This window comes from Vibrio sp. R10-SG-ISO4 (assembly GCF_059834135.1).
Window position 1 is genome coordinate 61,459 of record NZ_JCBDHJ010000017.1, and the last position, 19,565, is coordinate 81,023.

The 19,565-nt window shown below is 47.5% G+C and carries 18 protein-coding genes; 6 read left to right on the forward strand and 12 right to left on the reverse strand.

Going from position 1 to position 19,565, the window contains the following annotated elements; genetic code table 11:
• Window positions 1-70 precede the first annotated feature (70 nt).
• Window positions 71-664, reverse strand: coding sequence for a TetR/AcrR family transcriptional regulator (locus AC6R03_RS11000; protein ID WP_487902284.1), 594 nt, complete (start codon window positions 662-664; stop codon window positions 71-73).
• A 295-nt stretch (window positions 665-959) separates the two neighbouring features.
• Between AC6R03_RS11000 and AC6R03_RS11005 the strand changes: the two genes are divergently transcribed.
• A complete protein-coding gene (locus tag AC6R03_RS11005) occupies window positions 960-1,769 on the forward strand; it encodes a LysR family transcriptional regulator (protein ID WP_334552034.1) in 810 nt (269 codons plus the stop codon).
• Window positions 1,770-1,843: 74 nt separating this feature from the next.
• Here AC6R03_RS11005 and AC6R03_RS11010 read toward each other — a convergent pair whose 3' ends face one another.
• The 9 genes from AC6R03_RS11010 to AC6R03_RS11050 all read right to left on the reverse strand — a co-directional run bounded on the left by AC6R03_RS11010 (window position 1,844) and on the right by AC6R03_RS11050 (window position 9,917).
• Window positions 1,844-2,875, reverse strand: a complete 1,032-nt coding sequence (locus AC6R03_RS11010) for an HlyD family secretion protein (protein WP_487902282.1) — start codon at window positions 2,873-2,875, stop codon at window positions 1,844-1,846.
• Window positions 2,876-2,878: 3 nt separating this feature from the next.
• Window positions 2,879-3,388 carry a magnesium transporter gene (locus tag AC6R03_RS11015; protein WP_334552032.1) on the reverse strand — a complete coding sequence of 170 codons (510 nt, stop codon included), beginning with the start codon at window positions 3,386-3,388 and terminating at the stop codon, window positions 2,879-2,881.
• A 160-nt stretch (window positions 3,389-3,548) separates the two neighbouring features.
• On the reverse strand, window positions 3,549-4,181 hold the full coding sequence (locus AC6R03_RS11020; protein ID WP_500626676.1) for an esterase/lipase family protein: 633 nt from the start codon (window positions 4,179-4,181) through the stop codon (window positions 3,549-3,551).
• Window positions 4,182-4,409: 228 nt separating this feature from the next.
• Complete coding sequence (gene proX, locus AC6R03_RS11025) at window positions 4,410-5,417, reverse strand: glycine betaine/L-proline ABC transporter substrate-binding protein ProX (RefSeq protein ID WP_500629510.1); 1,008 nt, start codon at window positions 5,415-5,417, stop codon at window positions 4,410-4,412.
• Complete coding sequence (gene proW, locus AC6R03_RS11030) at window positions 5,410-6,519, reverse strand: glycine betaine/L-proline ABC transporter permease ProW (protein ID WP_500630755.1); 1,110 nt, start codon at window positions 6,517-6,519, stop codon at window positions 5,410-5,412. Before proW ends, proX begins: the two co-directional genes overlap by 8 nt.
• A 4-nt stretch (window positions 6,520-6,523) precedes the next feature.
• The gene (proV, locus tag AC6R03_RS11035; RefSeq protein ID WP_500630756.1) at window positions 6,524-7,711 is read right to left on the reverse strand and encodes a glycine betaine/L-proline ABC transporter ATP-binding protein ProV; all 1,188 of its coding nucleotides are present in this window, start codon (window positions 7,709-7,711) and stop codon (window positions 6,524-6,526) included.
• 237 nt (window positions 7,712-7,948) lie between these two features.
• On the reverse strand, window positions 7,949-8,284 hold the full coding sequence (locus AC6R03_RS11040; RefSeq protein ID WP_500630757.1) for a c-type cytochrome: 336 nt from the start codon (window positions 8,282-8,284) through the stop codon (window positions 7,949-7,951).
• A 71-nt stretch (window positions 8,285-8,355) separates the two neighbouring features.
• Window positions 8,356-9,360: a low-specificity L-threonine aldolase gene (gene ltaE, locus AC6R03_RS11045; protein ID WP_500630758.1), complete on the reverse strand. Its 1,005-nt coding sequence runs from the start codon at window positions 9,358-9,360 to the stop codon at window positions 8,356-8,358.
• Between the two features lie 32 nt (window positions 9,361-9,392).
• Window positions 9,393-9,917: an NUDIX hydrolase gene (locus AC6R03_RS11050; RefSeq protein WP_500630759.1), complete on the reverse strand. Its 525-nt coding sequence runs from the start codon at window positions 9,915-9,917 to the stop codon at window positions 9,393-9,395.
• A gap of 272 nt (window positions 9,918-10,189) precedes the next feature.
• On the opposite strand from AC6R03_RS11050, the gene AC6R03_RS11055 reads away from it, so the two are divergent.
• The 4 genes from AC6R03_RS11055 to AC6R03_RS11070 all read left to right on the forward strand — a co-directional run bounded on the left by AC6R03_RS11055 (window position 10,190) and on the right by AC6R03_RS11070 (window position 16,908).
• Window positions 10,190-11,851 (forward strand): ATPase RavA domain-containing protein, encoded by a 1,662-nt coding sequence (locus tag AC6R03_RS11055; protein WP_500630760.1) that lies wholly within the window; start codon window positions 10,190-10,192, stop codon window positions 11,849-11,851.
• Window positions 11,852-11,862: 11 nt separating this feature from the next.
• Window positions 11,863-13,308, forward strand: coding sequence for an ATPase RavA stimulator ViaA (gene viaA / locus AC6R03_RS11060; protein ID WP_500630761.1), 1,446 nt, complete (start codon window positions 11,863-11,865; stop codon window positions 13,306-13,308).
• A gap of 303 nt (window positions 13,309-13,611) precedes the next feature.
• Entirely contained in the window at window positions 13,612-15,666 is a 2,055-nt protein-coding gene (locus AC6R03_RS11065) for an EAL domain-containing protein (protein ID WP_500630762.1), read from the forward strand.
• 129 nt (window positions 15,667-15,795) lie between these two features.
• Window positions 15,796-16,908 carry a GGDEF domain-containing protein gene (locus tag AC6R03_RS11070; RefSeq protein ID WP_500630763.1) on the forward strand — a complete coding sequence of 371 codons (1,113 nt, stop codon included), beginning with the start codon at window positions 15,796-15,798 and terminating at the stop codon, window positions 16,906-16,908.
• Between the two features lie 29 nt (window positions 16,909-16,937).
• Here AC6R03_RS11070 and AC6R03_RS11075 read toward each other — a convergent pair whose 3' ends face one another.
• Window positions 16,938-17,888 (reverse strand): sensor domain-containing diguanylate cyclase, encoded by a 951-nt coding sequence (locus AC6R03_RS11075; RefSeq protein ID WP_500630820.1) that lies wholly within the window; start codon window positions 17,886-17,888, stop codon window positions 16,938-16,940.
• A gap of 11 nt (window positions 17,889-17,899) precedes the next feature.
• On the reverse strand, window positions 17,900-18,880 hold the full coding sequence (locus AC6R03_RS11080) for a response regulator (RefSeq protein ID WP_500630764.1): 981 nt from the start codon (window positions 18,878-18,880) through the stop codon (window positions 17,900-17,902).
• Between the two features lie 336 nt (window positions 18,881-19,216).
• On the opposite strand from AC6R03_RS11080, the gene AC6R03_RS11085 reads away from it, so the two are divergent.
• Window positions 19,217-19,564: a HopJ type III effector protein gene (locus AC6R03_RS11085; RefSeq protein ID WP_500630765.1), complete on the forward strand. Its 348-nt coding sequence runs from the start codon at window positions 19,217-19,219 to the stop codon at window positions 19,562-19,564.
• Window position 19,565 lies beyond the last annotated feature (1 nt).

Genomic DNA, 19,565 nt, shown 5'->3' on the forward strand with positions numbered 1-19,565 from the left:
AAAACACGGCATCGAGCGCCGTGTTTTTTAGTTTTGGATCACGTGTTTTTAGTTTTGGATCAATGGTGGCTTACGTTCGTATGGGGGACTGGCTAAATACCGCGTCAATCATGTTTTCTATCAACAAGCGGTCGTCACAGGCGCGCGCGTAAGTGCGCAGGCCAATGATTTGCACTTGTAAATAGCGAGCCAGTTCCGCTGGATCTTGCGCCTCGCTCAGTTCACCTTGCGCTTTGGCGTCAATGAGCACCTGCTCAATCGCACTTTCTACCCGTCGAAGCAGCGTTTTCGCTTCAGCGAGCAGCTCAGGATTATCGGACTCGGTCAATTCAGCGACAGATTTTACGATCATACACATCGCGCTTGGCGCGCTGTCCCGGCTATCAATGATTAGGGCGCGCACAAATTGTTTTAGCCCCGCAAGAGGAGTATCGCTTTGCGCGACGCAGCGCTGTAGACGTTCACGACCCAACTCTGCATAGCGGTGCAACGCTTCACTAAAGAGCTTGTCTTTGCTGCCAAATGTGGCGTAGATGCTTCCAGGGCGCATATCAATGGCCTCTTGCAGCGCACGCATGGAGGTGCCGTGATAGCCCTTTTCCCAATAGAGGTCTTTGGCTTTGTCAATGACATCATCACGATTGAATTTGGCTCGGCTTGGCATAGGGATCCTTGATGTTGAGGAATGCGAGTTTGCTTTAGTATAGCGAAGGGAGTAACGATCGTTCAACTTGAGTGATTATGCGCCATGTCGCCGTGCAGAATCTTTCCTTGGTTTACTGAATCAATCAGGCGGTTTGTGTTAGCTTAGTCATATATGAGCTACAATTTGTTTATAACCTTCTTCAACTTGCTGATAAACAACAGAAACATGTGGCGATAATGCGAAGCGCACACTAGACATAGGCTAGGATACTGTTTATCTTTCGTTACAGTTAAAACCAGATGGGTCATTTTTAATGAGAGACTACAACTCACTCCAAGTTTTTCTCGTGTTGATGCAGACACATTCCACCCAATCGGCGGCGCGTAAACTTGGACGTTCTCAATCCTATGTGTCGAAAGTGTTGGCGCAGCTGCGTGAAGACCTCGATGACCCTCTGTTTATTCGCAGCGCAGACGGCCTCACCCCCACTTCCTATGCGATGAGCATTGAGCCCAAACTGCGCAACGCATTTGCGCAAGTCAAGCAGGCGCTCAATCCAGAAGAGTTTGACCCTAAAAACGTCCAGAAAGTCGTGATCCATATGGTGGAGCCATATGTGGTGCAAGCGGGCAAAGAGATCATTATGGCGATTCGAGAACAAACCGACGCCATCATCGAATTACGCGTTTGGAATAAACTCAGCGAATCCATGATCGAAGAGGGTGAAGTCGATATTGGTCTGCACATGCTCAATGACAAACCCCAAGTGTTCTATCAAAAGCGTATTCAGAGTGTGACGGGCGAATTTTCAGGCAATGTCGCTGGCGAATACGTCAAGTTTTTGGTCTCTGGCATCAACGACTACCACAACTACTTTCAGCGCCTTGACCCAAGCATCGAAGCGAGCATTTTTGTCGACAACTATGATTTAATGAATCAATTGATGGATCGTTGTTACACGGTTCGCTATCGACCTGTAAGACCTGATGACGGCCACGCCAAAGTGACGTTGGAAGCGGCGTTGATCACCAAATCATCACGTCGCAATTCGGCTAAAACCAAATGGTTGATGAACATCATTGAGCCCATCATTCTTAATCAAGCGTTGAACTGGCAGCAGTAACGTGTCAATCAAATAGAAAGCAATAAAAAAAGCGCGCTGTGATTCACAGCGCGCTTTTTTACGTCAAGAAATCATTACAAAGCAGAGAGGTAAGCTTTGTATGCTTTCAAACGTACGGTTGCACCACCAATGATGTCCATGAAACCGAGCATCTGGTGCGGCTTTTTCGCCGATACCCAACCTGAACCGGTTGCACCGATTGGGATGTTGTAACCTTCTGGTTCTACAAATTCGATGACAATGGTACGGCCGTGTGAGCCCATATTGTTCCCGACGTGCTGACGAACATGTTGGGAACCGTTGAAGACAGACACTTGCGCTTCACCGGTACCGGTTGTGATGCTGTGTACGCGGCCACGGAAGATTTCACCTGGGTAAGCATCGACGTAAAACTCAGCAAACTGACCAATTTCGATGCCGCTGTATGTTTGATCGGCGATACGCATTTCAACAAACTTTTTGCTGGTATCGTACAGGTGCATGTTACCAATGCGTGTACCTTGAACGATGTTGGTGATGCCTAGCTGACCATCAAACGGCGCGCGGATTTCACGGCGATCGTTTTGCCAATCAGCGGTGGCGATCTGTGCTTCAATATTAAGGATTTGCGCATTCACCGAGGCGATCTTCGCTTCCGTGGTCTCAATGCGAGTACGGGTGTCGTCGCGCTGCGCTTCGTTAGCAAAATCTTTCAGTTTATTGAGACGGTCGAGCGTTTTACGATCGTTGTCCATCTGGCGCACCAGTGCAAGAATTTCCGCTTCCGCCGCTGATTTTTGCGCGTTTAGGCTTTTCATTTGAGACACGGTATCTTCGGTTCTCAGCGTGTAAATCAAGTCGCCTTTTTTCACGTGTTGGTTGTGCGTGACATACACTTGATCGATCTCTTGACCAAGCAGTGGGCTAAGTACCGCGTGCGGCGCTTTAACTGTGGTACTGTCAGTCAGGTCCGCAGGCGACCAGAAGCGGTGAGCGGTAAACAGCGCGATCGCGATGAAAAAGCCTGTCCCGATCATGATAGCCGCGTTGCGTAGTGTCCATTGCACCACACCCGCCTTCACCAAGATCCAACAGATCAGAACGTAAGGTAGCATAATTTCTTTCATGGATTAGTCCTCGACGCGTGCTTGGCTTTCAGGCTTGCGGCCATTGCGAATAATGTTAGAGATTTCGTTGGCTAACACGTCCCAACGAGCGAATGCGATGATGATGGCAAGAACCCACCATGTTTTGTCGATGAACAGGCCACAAAGAGACAATGCAAAAACGATTTGAGTGTGCGCGCTCGACATCTCCGCCGCTTTGTGAACCGCGACTTCGTGAAGTTGCCAAAGTAGGTAGGCGACATAGACGATCAACGCGACGGTAACAAAGAAAACGAAGCCCATGAAGATTTCAGAATCGAGTAGGCGCAAAATGGTGGGATAACCGCCAGAAAAGTACTCTTCAGGGAGTGATTTACCGTGAATGCGACCCAGCTTTGAGAGAGCAAGCGAGGAGCCAACAAGGACGGAAATGGCGACCACAGCTTTGATAATGAACAAAGCTATGTACTTGACGATCCTAATGAATTTTGCACCCGCTCCTTGATTGGATGCTTCGCTTTTTGATGGATTCATGAGCTATATTGCCTTGGTAATTATTCCATCAGCGATAATACAAGAATCTTATGTGCGATTCGGAATAACGGATATTCTGAATCTATATCACAGAATAACACATTGTTTTCACCTCACATACACAGCGATATTTATGAAATACATCTCTATTGGTTATGTTTTAGCGCACAGCAGTATGGTCAAAATGGTCATGGCGAATGAAATGATCGATTTGCTGGGTCACAAAGCGGCTGAATATTAAACTGGTGTGACTGTAATCTTTGGCAATGTGATCAGTCATACCATCGATTTTGGTCTCTTCGAGCGTCACCGTACCATCGGAGGCGACGCTATTGTCCATCATCAACAAGGGGCGTGCGCCGACGGGCAAGGTACCGGCGATGCTGCCTAGTTTTTGTGGTACTCGCCAGACACTCTCCTCATGTTGAGTGAGCCCAAATTCAGGTGCGTTGCCTAAAATCGCGCCGATACCGAGCTTCTGTATTCGCGTTGCGATAGAGGCGCCTTGAAGCGGCGAGCCAATGGCGACAACGTGTGAGATCTCATCTGTGCTCGGTTGGGTCGATTCTAGGTAGTGTTTGACAATCAATCCTCCTAAGCTGTGACCGACCAACACATTTGGTTGATGGCGGCTGAGCGCTGAACTAATGTCAGAAAACACAACTTGCTCATTGATTGCCACACTGTTGTAGCTGACCGTCTTTGTGTCATAGCCAAGGTCTCGTAACCGCTGACTGAGTGGCAGCATTGCCAGGCCATGCATATAGAGTCCATGTAATATCACGATGTTCACAACTGCCTCCCAAGAGAAATCCGCGAAATAAAATGAAGAGTAAAAAGTGGGCGGAAAACAAAATGATGGCCAAGGACTATGATGACGCGCCCGGCCGCCAGAGACAAGAGTGAGCGGCAATGAATGTGTGTTGAGTGATTAATTAGCGAGTGGTTTGCTTGATGGTCATATCGTTGCGCTTACTTGATCCAATCAAAAAGCCCCTTGCGAAGCAAGGGGCGGAAGCGGTTATTTGGCGGCTTTTTTAGCTTGCTCAACCCAAGAGTCAAACAGCGAGCGGTTGGCTTTTATCCAACCTTCAACGTGGGCCTCTATGTCCGCTGAGCTGTTTTTACCTTTGCTCATCATCATATTTTGTGCACTGATATGATTGATATCGAGTTTCATGATTTCAAACAGCTTGGCCGCAGCAGGATTTTGATTGGCGAACGTCTTGTTGGCGACGATTTTCATCGAGTTCATCTCGAACCCGTAGTTTTTGCCATTCGGCAGTGAGGTGTCGACGTCTTTGCGCTCGCCGGGTAAGGCAGAGAAAGGGACTTCCAGCCAAACGACATCTTTGCCTGGGACCAGAACGCCACTTACCCAATACGGTGTCCAAGTGTAATATAGGATTGGCTCACCTTTGTTATAGCGTGAGATGGTGTCGGCAATAATGGCAGCGTAGTTACCTTGGTTGTGCGTCACCGTATCACGGAGTTTATAGGCGTCGAGTTGCGCTTCGACCACCATTTCACAGCCCCAGCCTGGGTTACAGCCAGTAAGGTCAGCCTTGCCGTCTCCATTAGCATCAAACAGCTTAGCAATTTTCGGATCTTGCAGCTGGCCGATGTTGGAGATATTGAACTGTTCCGCGGTCTTCTTATCAATCAAATAACCTTGAGCCGCACCACTGACGTATTCGCCTTGACGGTAGAACACGTCATCGCCGCCCGCCATGGTGTATTTATCGGCATGTAGAGGGAACCAACCGACGGCAAGAAATGTGGCATCGCCTTTTGCTACCGAGGTGTAAGCGACGTTGTAATCCACCTCTTTTGGTTCAGCCACTTCGTAGCCAAGCTCTTCGAGGGCACGGCTGACAACCAGTGTTTGAAAGGTCTCTTCTGCGACGGTGGATTGCACCGGTTGTACCGCGATCCCTTCGCCCGGTAGCGATGCAGCAAAAGCAGCACCTGATAATACCAAGGCCGAGGCCGATGTCAGTTTGAATGTCTGTTTCCATAGATTATTCATTATTGTTTCTCCCTAAGTGAAGTTCCTTGTTTTTGACTGCGTGGGCTGAGTGACTGCCTCGAGCAAGCTTGAACACTGCGCCAACAGGACCAGTGTGATACCAACGGCGCTTGGTATTGCCTGCGTTTTCGCCCAGTGCTTGAGTAATGCGATCAAGCAGTATGGCAAGAATGACGATGCCCAATCCGCCTACGGCGGCTAAGCCCATATCTAAGCGACCAATTCCGCGCAGCACCATTTGACCTAGACCGCCGACTGCGATCATCGATGCAATCACCACCATAGAAAGTGACAGCATTAAGGTTTGGTTTACGCCGGCCATAATCGTAGGCAGCGCTAGCGGCAGTTGGATGCGATACAGCATTTGCTTCTTGTTGGCACCAAAGGCGTGCCCTGCTTCAATCAAGTCTTTGGGCACTTGAACGATGCCGAGTATGGTGAGCCTGACCACAGGTGGCAGCGCGAATATGATCGTCACCACAACGCCGGGCACATTACCTATACCAAAGAGCATGACAATCGGCACCAAGTAGACAAAGGCTGGGGTGGTTTGCATCGCGTCGAGCAGTGGCCTGACGACTTTCGCGGCAGTTGGGTTACGAGCCAATGCGATGCCTAAAGGTAACCCTATGAGCAAACAGAAAAAGACTGAAGTGAGTACCAAGGCCAAGGTGGTCATCGCTTGGCTCCACGCACCAATCAGACCGATAGTGAGCAGCGAAACCAAGGTCGCTACGCCCAGACGCCAATTTGAAAACTGCCATGCCAAAAGAAACAAGGCGAGTATCATGAATGGGGCAGGAGTGGAGACAAGCGCCAGTTCGAATGAGCTCAGGATCAAGTCGATGGGAACGCGGATCGCTTGGAAAAGCGGGCGACCGTGTTCGACCAGCCAGTTTAGGCCCGTCTCAACCCACGCATCGACGGGCAAGAGCGCCTCGTTGAAGGGGTGCATTAAATCGAGCGCTTGAGTTTGCGTCACTTCGGATGTAAGCCAGTCTGCGCCCTCGTCGGATGTCGCCGTTGCCCAAGGATCCGATGGTGTTGTGTTGTCTGCCGTGGTTTGCGACCACGGGTCCGTTTGAGAAGTTTCTTCTGACACCGCGTTACTCCTTATCTAGCGTCTGTAATAGGCGAGATTTGGTGATGACTCCATAGTAGTGGCCGTCTTCTCCAATGACCGGTACGGCATATGGTGAATCGGCAACGATACCAAGAATGTCATTGATGGATTGCTCGGGTGACAATGTCACCTCGTCATCTATTTGAGCACTGGTTAAAGATCGCTTCTCTTTGTGCGCTTGGCGCAGCGAGTCGAGAGAGACGATGCCGGAGTAGCGGCTAGCACGATCGACCACAATGCCAAATTCGCGGTCGTGATTCATCAGCATTTGCAGCGCTGAGCCGGGACCATCGTGCTCAGATTTTTTAAACACGGCGGTCGGCTGTTTTCGGGCGATGTCTTTCGCTGTGAGGACGCTGGCCACATTGACGCCTTTGAAGAAGGCTTCAACGTAATCATTGGCAGGGTTGTTGAGAATATCATCTGGTGTGCCGACTTGGACCACTTGTCCGTCTTGCATGATGGCAATGCGATCTCCAATTCGCATCGCTTCATCAAGATCGTGCGATATAAATACGATGGTGCGTTTATCATCGTTTTGAAGACGAATCAGTTCGTCTTGCATTTCGCTACGGATCAGCGGGTCAAGGGCGGAGAAGGCTTCGTCCATCAACAGAATATCAGGGTCACAGGCTAGCGCCCGAGCCAGTCCGACACGCTGCTGCATACCGCCAGAGAGCTCATCGGGGAAGGAATCCGCATAGCTTTCTAAGCCGACGCGCTCTAGTGCCGATAGAGCACAGCGATTTCGCTCTTCCAAACTAATACCAGCGAGTTCTAGGCCAAAAGCGGCGTTCTCAACCACAGTCATGTGAGGCATTAGGGCGAAGTTTTGAAACACCATGGAGATGTTGTGGCGACGGACTTCTCGCAGTGCCTGCTCTGAAATCGAAGCGATGTCATTGCCTTTAAACAGAACACTGCCACGTGTTGGCTCAATCAATCGATTGAGCAGTCGCACTAAGGTGGACTTGCCAGAGCCCGATAGACCCATGATGACGAAGATCTCGCCTTCATTGATCGAGAGTGAGACATCATTGACCCCGACAGTGAGGCCAGTTTTGTCGAAGATAGTGTCTTTATCCAACCCTTTTTCCAACAGGTCGAATGCGTGATTGGGTTCATCACCAAACACTTTGTACAGTCCCTTTACTTCCAGTATGGGATCCATCAAAGATTTCCTTTTTTGCTCAAAAACGTTAGTACACTAAACAATATTTAATGGAATTTCAAATCGGAGGTGATAAAAATCACATAACCAAATCGGTCTGTTAATGAGTTTTTTGTCACTACATGTCGGTTTTTTTTTGCTTTTTTTGTGATGATTGATAGGTTGTGAATAGGGCCGTACGCCAGTGTTGAATAGCGATGTACAACCCTTGAGAAGCGGTTTTTATTTGAGGTGTAATCAATCTTCTTGGGCAGCGTAAAACGCAGCAACATCGCGCAAGTCTTGTTCGTTGAGTTTGGAAAGTTGCGCTTTCATCATCTGCGCGAGTGGGCCAGTTCGCTCATCTCGTTGATAGGCACGCATCGCGTTGAACAGGTAAGTGGCATCTTGACCGTTGAGATTAGGGTAATTGGGATTGGCGCTTTGGCCGGTGCTGCCGTGACAAAAAACGCAACTGGGTGATTTGACTTGTCCAAGCTGCGCGTCGCCGAAAGGTTTCGCATGTGCCCCGCTAGCGAGTGTTAACGCGGTGCTAGTGGCCAGCAGGCATACGTGGCGTATCCATCGATTCATTTGTACTCTCAATGTCGGTGTGTGTGGACTGAGAATAAAGCTTCCCCTAGGGGGAAGCTCAATGGGCGAGATCAAAGCACACGTTGAATGTGCGCGCAGAGTGTGGAAATGTCGTCTTGGGTCACATCTTTGTGAGTAACAAAGCGGATGGGATTGGATGGTGTGATGAGAATATTCTCTTTGGCCAACGCTTCTGCGATGGCATCTATATCAAGGTGTTTCTCTAGTTTGGCAAAGACGATATTGGTTTGCACGAATTCTGGATTGACTGAAAAACCGGGCAATGTATTTAGGGTATGCGCGAGCTGTTTGGCGTTAACGTGGTCAATAGAAAGCTGAGCTACCTGCTCAGTCAGCGCTAATTTACCGGCAGCGGCCAATATGCCGGCTTGACGCATGCCGCCACCGAGCATTTTTCGGATGCGTCGTGCTTTGGCAATGTAGGCGTGACTGCCGAGCAGCAATGAGCCCACAGGCGCTGCAAGACCTTTAGAAAGACACACGGTCATGGAGTCGAAGTGACGTGCGATCTCAGTGACATCAACATCCAACGCGACGGCGGCGTTGTATACGCGAGCCCCGTCTAAATGCAGGCTTAAGCCGTGTCGGTCGACAAATTCTCGCGTTTGTGCCAGGTAATCGAGTGGCAGAACTTTACCATTAATGGTGTTTTCCAAGCTCAGTAAACGGGTTTTAGCAAAGTGACAATCATCGGGCTTGATGGCGGCTCGAAGTTTGTCGAAATCGAGAGTGCCATCCGGGTTGTTTTCAATCGGCTGGGGCTGAATTGAGCCAAGCACCGCAGCGCCACCTGCCTCAAAGCGATAGTTGTGCGCTTGTTGTCCACATAAGTACTCGTCGCCACGTTCACAGTGTGCCATCAACGCCAGTAGGTTGGCTTGCGTGCCAGATGTGGTAAAAAGTGCCGCCTCAAACCCATGACGCTTGGCCGCGAAGGACTCAAGTTCGTTGACGGTTGGGTCATCGCCGTATACATCATCGCCAACAGCGGCGTGGGCCATCGCTTCACGCATAGCTGGAGTGGGTCGAGTCACGGTGTCAGAGCGAAAATCCATAACCTATCCTTGTTAATGAGGGAAAACGAAATTCAAGAGAGATAGCCGCACAGTTTCGCTTTGCTGATGCATGCGATGGTTTTGGCGTCGGTGATCTCACCTGAAATGATGCGTTGTTCGATGTCGCGCAGCGATAAAGTCAGTACTTCAATCACTTCATCATCATCGCACGTTAAGCGTTTAGAAGCCGTGAGATCTTTGGCCACAAAAAGGTATTGAATCTCATCACAAAAACCTGCGAGCGGTGTGACTTGCCCTAAAGAAATCCACTCTGAGGCGCGATAGCCCGTTTCTTCCTCCAATTCACGTGAAGCGCAGTCGACTATGGCTTCGTTCGCTTCTAGTGTGCCTGCTGGGAGTTCAAGTAGCCACTTTTTAAGTGACGGCCGATATTGGTTCAGCATGACGATATCACCATTGTCATCGATAGGCAGCATAACCGCCGCGCCCGGGTGAGATATCGTGGTATGGGTAATCTGTTGACCATTGGGTAAGGTCACGGGTTCTTCAATAAGAGCAATCCGTTTCCAGGTGTGAATCGTGGTTTGTTTGTCCATTGGGTATGTGGTGTCCCTAGCATGTTGACCCTACCTTACCCATTTCGGCACCCGATGAAAAGTAATGAAGAGCGATGCGTTGGAATGGATTAATAACTCGGTGTGATGAATCGCGCAAATATGCAAACATTGATTACAGAAAATTAAGTAAAAAGCGAATCTGATATAACAAAGGGCTGATTATAATAAACTATACTTGTAACAAAGTAATAACAAATGTATAAAGCACGTTATACATTACGCTCGCTTAGCGCCCCGAGGATCGCCCAATAATGTTCAGTCAAAATAGAGTCCCCCACTCGCAAAAAGCGTTACTGTCGGAACGAATCAATAAGTTGGCTCACGCCCTATCTGACGGTGTCTACGAACGTGAAGATACCATCAAAATGTGTTTACTTGCGGCCCTGGCCGGTGAAAGCGTTTTTCTACTGGGCCCTCCAGGCATAGCAAAAAGTTTGATTGCTAAGCGCTTGATTCAAGCGTTTGATAACTCGTCCTATTTTGAATATTTGATGACACGTTTTTCTACACCAGAAGAGGTGTTTGGCCCGCTAAGCATACAAGAGCTGAAAGACAATGGCCGCTACGTGCGTCTGACTAATGGATATTTACCTACCGCGCAAGTCGTCTTTCTCGATGAGATATGGAAAGCCGGCCCCGCCATTCTCAACACACTCTTGACCGTGGTGAACGAGAAAACGTTTAAAAATGGCAGTGATATTGAGAAAGTGCCCATGCGTCTTTTAGTGTCGGCATCAAATGAATTGCCTGATGAAGACAGTGGTCTCGAGGCACTCTATGACCGCATGCTGGTGCGTTTGTTTGTTAATCGAATTCAAAATAAGCAAAACTTCAAATCCATGCTCACCGTTGGCACGACGCAAGAAGCCAAAATTCCAGAAGGCCTGGCGATTACCGATGAAGAATACCACCTCTGGCAGCAAGAGCTTGATACGCTTGAGCTGAGCGATGATGTGTTTGAAAAGCTGTTTGAACTCAAAAGCTTACTTGAGAAAGAGACTGGCGAAGTGCCCGGTTCGAGTGTGGATAAGGACATGTATGTGTCTGATCGACGCTGGAAAAAAGCCGTTAAGCTGTTGAAAGCCAGTGCCTACTTTAACGGCCGCGATGCGATCAACGCATTGGATCTGTTGCTGCTACAAGATTGCTTATGGAACAGCCCTGAATCTCGTGATGTGGTGCGCCGCGTCATTCGTCAGTTTGCGCTCAATTACGCGTTTGATCAGCAAGAGGTAGAGCAACAAATTACCCTCTGCCGTGAAACGCTACAAGACGTTCAAGAAGAACTCGAAGAGACGTTTGCTATCCAGCTCTCTCTTGAATCTTCAACGGGATTACTGAAGAAGCAGGTTCAGTCGTACGATTTCTCCGATGCACGTTTGTATAAAGTGGGTGTGACTCCGGGTCTTATCAAGTTGGTCCTTCTTCAGGCCAATATGTCGGTGTCTGAATCCGAAAAAGGTGACAGTCGCTGTGTGTTCGTCAGTAAACCCGATCTCGAAAAACTGGTTCGTGATGGCCACGGCGAAGTGAGTGGTTATGTCAACCAATCTACGGCGATTTGTCGTCTTCGTTTTGATGTGGATGCAGCCAATAACTTAGTCATTAAAGACATTGCGAATCGCGCAGTATTGTTGACCCCTGTCACGAGTGAAGGGCTAGACCACGACCGCTTCCAAACTTGGTTAACGCGTTCAGAGGAGGCGTTGAAATCGTTAGAAGAAGCAGAGCACCGCTTGCGTAAAGCGCGCTCCAGTTTCCACGCCGCACTGCCACACAACTTTATCGACGAGGCGATCCCTCGTGAGATGGAAGCTGGGCTACAAGGCTTAACCCAGGCATTGGAAGCGGCCAAATCAGAGAGCGAAAAAGCGCTTTATCGATTGCAAACTTTGCCACCGGTTTTTGAGTAAGGGGAAACGTTGTGCTGGGTGCAGATGGACTTAATTTAGCATTAATGATCGCCGATTCGGGCATCGTTGAAAGCGCGATGAACGATATTGTTGCGCGCTCACAAGTGATGATCATGGCTGAGAACCGAGGAATGAAATCCTCGGTGAAAAATCATCTGTTGAAATGGCGCGGCAGTGTCAAAAAGCGCATCACTAAGGTGTGTGAAACGGAACGTTTTCAACAAGAGCTCGCGCTGTATCAAGAAGTCATTTATTGGGACGAAGCCACGTTTCACGCTCAATTGCCTGAGGTCATTAAAAAGTTGGAGTGGCACTCGGCTTTCTACATGCAGGCGAGGCGTCTTGTAGAGAAGAATAAAGGGGTTAAGAACCCAATGTTCGCTCACTATTTTTGCGATCAATGGTACAAAAGCTTGGTGGATGCGATAAAAACTGCCCAGTTAAGTGAGCTAGAAGCGAGCAAAGAAAAAGCCCTCAAAGATCTCTATCAACGCATGGAAACCATGAAAAACATGGATAACGTTGCGAAAGAGGGAGACGAAGCGAGTGTCGGGCGTCTGTGGGATATGGCTGCGGCGAAGCTGAGTAAAACTGATCTCGGCACCATGAAAAAACACGCGGAGTTTTTGAAAAAGAACAGCGGACTACAAAAAATTGCAGAGCAACTCGGCCGCATGGCGGGGCAAGTCAATGATCCTGATTTAAACCAAGCACCAGTGGAAGCGATTGAAGTCGTGGAAGAGAAAACCGACGAAGCGACAGATGACATTGTCGGTATCCACGAAAGTGATGATCTCAACAAGCTACTGCCCAACGAGACGATGTTTTTGGCATACCCAGAGCTTGAGGTGGTTTTTTACAAGCACCTAGCGGATAAGCGTTTGATGAATTATCGCGTGCAAGGGAAAAATCGCACGTTGCGTAAAGTAACGGCTCAACAGCCTGACAGTAAAAGTATTGAGATTGAAAAAGGACCTTTTATCGTCTGTGTGGATGCCTCTGGCTCTATGAAAGGGGCGCCAGAGCAATGTGCCAAAGCGATGGCCTACGCCTTAATGCAAATCGCGCTGGCGGATGATCGCGATTGCTTTGTTATTCTGTTTTCTACGGAGCAGATTACCTACGAACTGACACGTCAAGATGGTTTGCGTGAAGCGAGTGATTTCTTGTCGTACAGCTTTCACGGCGGCACGGATCTCGAGCCTGTGATTCTTAAATCGATTGATTTGATGAGCAGTGAAAAGTACAAAAACGCCGATATGGTGGTGATTTCGGACTTTATTGCCCCGAAACAGTCACAAGAGGTACTGGATAAGGTCGCGGGCTTAAAAGAGAACAAAAACCGCTTCCACGCCTTGAGCGTGTCAAAGTATGGAAACCCAGAGCTGATGAGCATGTTTGATCATTGTTGGTCTTACCATCCAAATCTAGTCGGTAGATTGATGAAGAAATGGTAACGCCATAGTCTGCCCCAGATCATTATCCAAGTTGATTGAACAATGCCTCGCTTTCGCGGGGCATTGTCGTTTTATGACTTGCTAATTTATATGTGTATGGAAAATTCCGCGCGGTGATCCATTTGTGATATAAATCAATTTATGTGCAATTTAGCGGACTACTTCTCGCCAAGGCAATGATAAGTTTGTATATTTATCAGATAATTATTCGCTGAATGTCACATTTTTTTGCCTTTTTATGCTACCAAGGGGAAATGAGACCACTCAGTACGTTTGACGTATTTTCCTTGCGTGGTTTTTCACATGGACAGTAAAGAAAAAAAAGTAGTTAGACATTACCTGTTCTTCTTTTTAGCCAGTTTATCGTTTGCGCTTGTGACTTTTGCCATCATTCGCTCACCGCTAAATCAAGCCTCTTTCCAGGTACTAGGCCACGCAAATATTGCGCCGCTTACCGCAGGAAACAATGACGCGGGTGCTAAGTTACTCAATGTCTCTGAACGAGGTGTGTCGATACGTTGTAGTGATGCACCTCAAGCAGAGCTTGACATGTGCGGCATCGTATTCCCATTACCTCATGACGTACAAAATGGCCATTTTTTGTCCCTCAGCAAAAAAGCAACACTGAATGTGGAGGTTGAGTCGCTTTGGTCGGGTAGCACAGAGCAGCCGGGGGTCACGATCTTTGCTAAATCCTTATTAACTAAGGAGAAGTCCGAGCATTACGCTGTCAAAGATACCAAATATCAAGCTGTACGGTTTGAACCTAAAAGTACCCAGTCTATCCCTTTGAGTCGATTTCGGGTCGAAACGTGGTGGGAGGAGCTGTTTGATATCCCTTATGAGCAAGCCGATTTAGATTTTAGCCGACTCGTTGCACTTGAGTTCTACACTGGAGGTGTTCCTGTAAAAGCGGACGGAGAGTGGGGGATGACGATTAAAAGCCTCTCGTTTAGTTGGCAAATCCACAATGAATCAACGTTTGTTAAAGTGATGTTTTTTTATTGGCCGCTTCTTCTCGTGGGCTGTTTGGCACATTACCTTTTTTATACTAAGTCACTCCTACTCCTTGCCAAGGATAATGTTTATAGAGACAAGAAAACAGGCTTTTACACGGTAGAGCACTTTGTCAAAAATTATTCAGCTCTAGCCCAATACAATGAACCCGTGAGACTGTACTTGGTCAAGATCAGCAACTATCACGCCTTAAACCACCATTTTGGTAATCCTGCGGTCATCAAAGTTATGGAACGAATGTGGCAAAAAATGGTGCGAGAATTATCTAATCATAAGCTGACGATTTATCGGGTGACAGAAGATGAATTGTTGATCGAGTGTGTGGGTGAGAATTTAACTTCTCAGCAGTCTCAGTATGTACTTGATTTGAATGATTTAGGTGTCAATCTTGATGGGATTGGTCATCTAATGCTGGAAATCGTCATTGGCTACGTATCCAGTGACTTTTTACCTGAAACGGGCGTGAAAGCATTAGAGCGAGCGCGATTTGCTGTCAATATTGCCAAGCGAAATGAGCAGCGATCCGCCGAATTCAACTTCGATACTATGATGGCTCATGAAGAAGAGTATCAAATTGCAGACAGTGTGCGTATGGCGCTACAGAGTGAGCAGTTCTACTTGCTGTTTATGCCGATATACGATGCCGAGAAAGAGCAAATTGTTGGCGCGGAAGCACTGTTGAGGTGCCATTCGGAGAGTTTACGTCAACTCTCACCTGAGGTGTATATTACGGTCGCAGAACAATATGGATTGATTCGTGACATTGATCTTTGGGTTGTCGAAGCGTGCTTTAAAACATATCAAACCTATCGTGATAAATTGCCGGATGATTTTCGGTTGTCTATCAACATTTCATCACGAGAACTTCTTGATAAACAATTTATCAACGATTTTAAACGCCTACTTCGCCAGTATCGTGTACCAGAGCGTTTAGTTTGTTTAGAAATCACGGAAACCTTCTTTGTTCAGATGAAAGATTTCCATCTCAAAAGTATTGAGATTCTGCGTGAAATTGGCTGCCATGTTTCTCTGGATGATTTTGGTACCGGTTACACCTCTTACAACCATCTGGTTAATATCCCAGTTGATGAAATTAAAATTGATCGTAGTTTTGTCAATCAAATGGACACTGTCCAAGGTAAGGCCATTATCGAATCCATGATAAAGATAGCAGACTCGTTCAAATATGATGCTGTTGCGGAAGGTATTGAAACACAGAAACAATTTACTGAACTTCGAGCCATGGGATGTCGTTACTATCAAGGTTACTGGTTCTCGAAGCCGATCTCGATTGACGCGCTATGTTGTTTTGTAGATAAACCGGTTCACCTCACTTCTTAAATGGCCTGTACCCATAATTTTTCGATGGTTAATAGATATGTAATTCATTGAATTAACGAATGAAAAAACTACTATGCATTTGGTTTTATAGTCTAAACTAAAGCATGAGTTGGCTATGGAAGCAGAGCAATGAGAATTACAGATAAATCCTTGGTTGAGCAACAACAGATCTCAGAATCTGAGCTCAAACAACGGCTTCAGTTATTTCGCCTAACGTCGAGTGAGCTAGTGGAGCTACGTTCACTGAAAGGCGTAATAGTTCGCCAGTTAGATTCAATCGTTGCAGGCTTTTATGAGCATCAGACGAATACACCTGATGTAGAGACTTTAATTGGCGATGCCGGCACTCTGCAACGCTTGATGAGCGCTCTGCGTCAGTATGTGATTGATTTGTTCTCTAAAGAAGTCGATCTCGACTACGTTGAACATAGATTGAGAATCGGGTTGGTACACAAACGCATTGGCGTTGATCCAAAACTCTACTTGTCTGCCGTCAGTTACCTCAAAGAAGTGCTTTCATCGACGATCCGCTCGAATATTTCTGATGCCACCATAGCCAATTATCAATGCGAAATTTTAAGCCGTTTGATGGATTTTGATGTCTCTTATGTCTTTGATACTTACATTAAAAGCATGATGAATGAAATCGAGATGGAGCGGAATAAATCCTACCAATACGTCAATGAATTGGAGGAGATGGTCAGGGAAAGGACCAAGCACATTGAACTGATGGCAAGCCAAGATCCTCTCACCAATTTATACAATAAACGCGCATTTGAAGAAGTGGCAGAAAAGCTCTTCACAGAGTGTCATGAGCACGGAGATGGTATCACCGTGCTCTATATGGATATCGATAATTTTAAGGCGTTTAACGATAACTTTGGTCATGAGGAGGGGGATAACGTTTTGATCGCGGTGGCGGATGCTATTCGAGGGATTTCTAGGGGCATTGACAAAAGTTTCCGCTTTGGCGGCGATGAGTTCGTGGTGTTGATGCCAAGCTGTAAAAAGCAAGATGCTCAGAAGACCTATGTGCCACGTCTGATTGAACGTTTGGCGGAAATCCGCGATGACGTCTCGATCAGTATTGGTGTCTCTGAATCAACGGCGCAGCACCCAGTGTCGATGCGAGACGCGGTGAGACTCGCCGATCAACAAATGTATCGTGATAAAAAAAAGCACAGTGAGGCGGCCAGATCGCAGGTCATCACCAGTATTGTCAGTAAGCAAAAGTCGACATAACAGCGGCGTTCACTGAATGGCGAGTCGCGCTATTTCACAAACGACATATCGAACTCGGTTGATCGGTTTCGTCCGGATTCTTTGGAATAGTAGAGCGCTTTGTCTGCATGTTGTAACCAAGTTAGGTGGTTGGGTTGTTGTTCGGTCAACTCGCACACCCCGAGGCTGATGGTGTAGCGAACAGCGTACCCTTCGCACTCGACAATCGACTGTTCGATACGTTTTCTAAGGCGCTCGGTAAAATAGAGCGCTTGCTCAGAGCACGTACCTGGTAAGATAACCGTAAACTCTTCACCGCCGTAGCGGCCACAAATATCACTGCCACGAGAGGCTTTGATGAGCTCTTTTGCCGTGTGGCGGATCACCATGTCCCCGACAGTATGACCATAGTTATCATTAACTCGCTTGAAGTGATCAATATCGAAAATAACCAGTGACGCTGGTTTCCCGGTCACTTTAGCGTGATCAAACTCTTGCTGAAGACAACTTTCCCAGTAGGCACGATTGTAGAGTTGAGTTAAGCCGTCTGTGCGACTGAGATCCGACAGTTTTTGATTGGAATCGATGAGGTGGGTTTTGTTTTTCGCGACGTCCGTGACGTCATTGATGATAAGACTGACATGAGAGACTTCGCCGTTCACTGACGTTAAAGGGGAGAAGGTGATGTTTTGGCGCATCTCAGGTAAGCCGTTGGAGATTGGGCTGAAGTTTTTAAATTTGAACAGGTAAGGGCGGTCTTCCCAGCAAGAGAATCCGCGGCTGTTCAAACGAAACGAGGTGTCGACTTTATTACGCAGCCAAGTTTCAGGTAAGTCTTGCATAACGTCAAACAACACTTGGCCAATGATTGCTTCGGCGCGAATGCCACTGTACGACTGCATAAACGAATTCCACGCCAAGACTCGGTAGTGCTTATCCAAGACGATAAGTCCTGCATCCAGCTCGCCAATGATCTGCATCGCCCAGTGAAAATCCCCCATATCATGCTTGATCACATTACACACTCCAATACGGATTCGATGGACTTCATTGAGTCATTGTCCATAAGGAAAATCACGTCACAGGCGACATCGAGATTTTCGGCGTGATAAACAAACTCAATGGTAAAAATCTCTTGCTCGTAGCCGTTTAAAAACTGAGAGCAGCTTAGCGCTCGTTGTAGCGGCTCTTTTTCCAGCACGATGGGCTGGCGTAAAGAGATAGCAATGTCGAGCTGCTTGCTAAATGACACCAAAAACGAGGAGACTAATAAGTTAGCAATATCCAGGATCGCTTCGTTGGTTTCGGCATGAAAGTTGTCAACCGTAACAGCCGAAAATTGATCAATGCCTTGCCCGTGTAAGCAGACGAGCGCCTCACCATTGATGCCATTGCCAACAAAGCGCTGTGACACGGCGCGATATTCTGCATTGTTGACGATGTCTTGAATCGTCATTTTGAGTTCCGATTGATGCAAGGAGGCAACGTTAGGCAAAGGCATTTCAATAAATCGCCCGGTTTGTTCTGCGATGAGTGAGGCACTGGCACCGAGAGCGATATTGCTGATCTCTTTGATGTTATTGAGTAGCTCGTGAGCGGAGAGCTGCCGTGTGGGCTGTGTGTGCACCGAAGGGCACAGTGGGATCCCATAGCGTTCAAATACCGCGTGAAGATCCATCGCGCTGAACGGCTTCTCAATGAAGTCGTGGGCGCCGAGCTCCCGGCAGCGCTGTTTTGCCTGATTTTGAATATCCCCTGATACCACGATAACCTGGGTCGGGTGCGCATGGACAGGTAGCGAGGCAAGCACTTCGAAACCATCCATGACAGGCATGGTCAAATCGAGGAACAGGACGTCGATAGGCTCAGATGCAAGGCGCTCTAAAGCGCTCTTTCCATTTTCTGCTTGGTAAAGAGTGATTGCCTGTGTATCAATGTTCGATAAAATCGCTTTGCGCGCGATTTTAGAGTCATCACAAACCAGAATCTTCATAAGATGATGGTTGACCCAGTCGTCGTTGCCATAAAATCAAACCCTCTCGGCTTGCATTGGTGTCAATAATGAGACATTGCTTCAAAATTGCTGCGGGTTAGTAAACCCTTTTGCTATTGATTTTTCGAGTTATTTTTTTCTATCAGTAAAAGAAATTAGACTTTACGCACATATTACACTTGCATAAGTGTTTGGTTGGTTATGGTTTTTGTGTGTTTGATGTGCCACATGAATCGTGTCTATTTTGAAATACTGAGTGATTGGTTCATCTTCTCCTTTTGCCATCGAGGACGATCCCGTAGACTTGGCCCTTTATGACATAAGGAGCTTAACCAAATGGAACTCACCACCTTCATCCACACCCTTGAACACTCTCCGGAGACGATAGAGTTTGATCAGACCATGGCAATCATTGAGCGTTACTACACGTTTACGCCTACCGCGTTCACCAATGGTGACACCTTTAATGAGGTGAATCAGAACAATGGGTCTTGCAAGATTTTTGCGTTTGGCCAAAAGAATCAACTGTCAGAGTCACAAACCCTCGCTTGCTTTGGGCGTTATTATCGTGAAGATGTCCTCAACCATCCGGCAGGGGATGATCACGCGAACATCCGCAATTTTATGCAAACCGGTTGGCAAGGTGTGAATTTTGAAGGTCAAGCATTAGCAGATAAAGGGTAAG

Bases quoted from the DNA above. Each gene is read 5' to 3' on its own strand.
- AC6R03_RS11080 (WP_500630764.1), bottom strand. From the start codon at position 18,880: ATGAAGATTCTGGTTTGTGATGACTCTAAAATCGCGCGCAAAGCGATT.
- AC6R03_RS11070 (WP_500630763.1), top strand. From the start codon at position 15,796: ATGAGAATTACAGATAAATCCTTGGTTGAGCAACAACAGATCTCAGAA.
- AC6R03_RS11015 (WP_334552032.1), bottom strand. From the start codon at position 3,388: ATGAATCCATCAAAAAGCGAAGCATCCAATCAAGGAGCGGGTGCAAAA.
- AC6R03_RS11000 (WP_487902284.1), bottom strand. From the start codon at position 664: ATGCCAAGCCGAGCCAAATTCAATCGTGATGATGTCATTGACAAAGCC.
- AC6R03_RS11075 (WP_500630820.1), bottom strand. From the start codon at position 17,888: ATGGGGGATTTTCACTGGGCGATGCAGATCATTGGCGAGCTGGATGCA.
- ltaE (WP_500630758.1), bottom strand. From the start codon at position 9,360: ATGGATTTTCGCTCTGACACCGTGACTCGACCCACTCCAGCTATGCGT.
- AC6R03_RS11065 (WP_500630762.1), top strand. From the start codon at position 13,612: ATGGACAGTAAAGAAAAAAAAGTAGTTAGACATTACCTGTTCTTCTTT.
- proV (WP_500630756.1), bottom strand. From the start codon at position 7,711: ATGGATCCCATACTGGAAGTAAAGGGACTGTACAAAGTGTTTGGTGAT.
- proX (WP_500629510.1), bottom strand. From the start codon at position 5,417: ATGAATAATCTATGGAAACAGACATTCAAACTGACATCGGCCTCGGCC.
- AC6R03_RS11040 (WP_500630757.1), bottom strand. From the start codon at position 8,284: ATGAATCGATGGATACGCCACGTATGCCTGCTGGCCACTAGCACCGCG.
- AC6R03_RS11050 (WP_500630759.1), bottom strand. From the start codon at position 9,917: ATGGACAAACAAACCACGATTCACACCTGGAAACGGATTGCTCTTATT.
- AC6R03_RS11010 (WP_487902282.1), bottom strand. From the start codon at position 2,875: ATGAAAGAAATTATGCTACCTTACGTTCTGATCTGTTGGATCTTGGTG.
- AC6R03_RS11085 (WP_500630765.1), top strand. From the start codon at position 19,217: ATGGAACTCACCACCTTCATCCACACCCTTGAACACTCTCCGGAGACG.
- AC6R03_RS11005 (WP_334552034.1), top strand. From the start codon at position 960: ATGAGAGACTACAACTCACTCCAAGTTTTTCTCGTGTTGATGCAGACA.
- AC6R03_RS11055 (WP_500630760.1), top strand. From the start codon at position 10,190: ATGTTCAGTCAAAATAGAGTCCCCCACTCGCAAAAAGCGTTACTGTCG.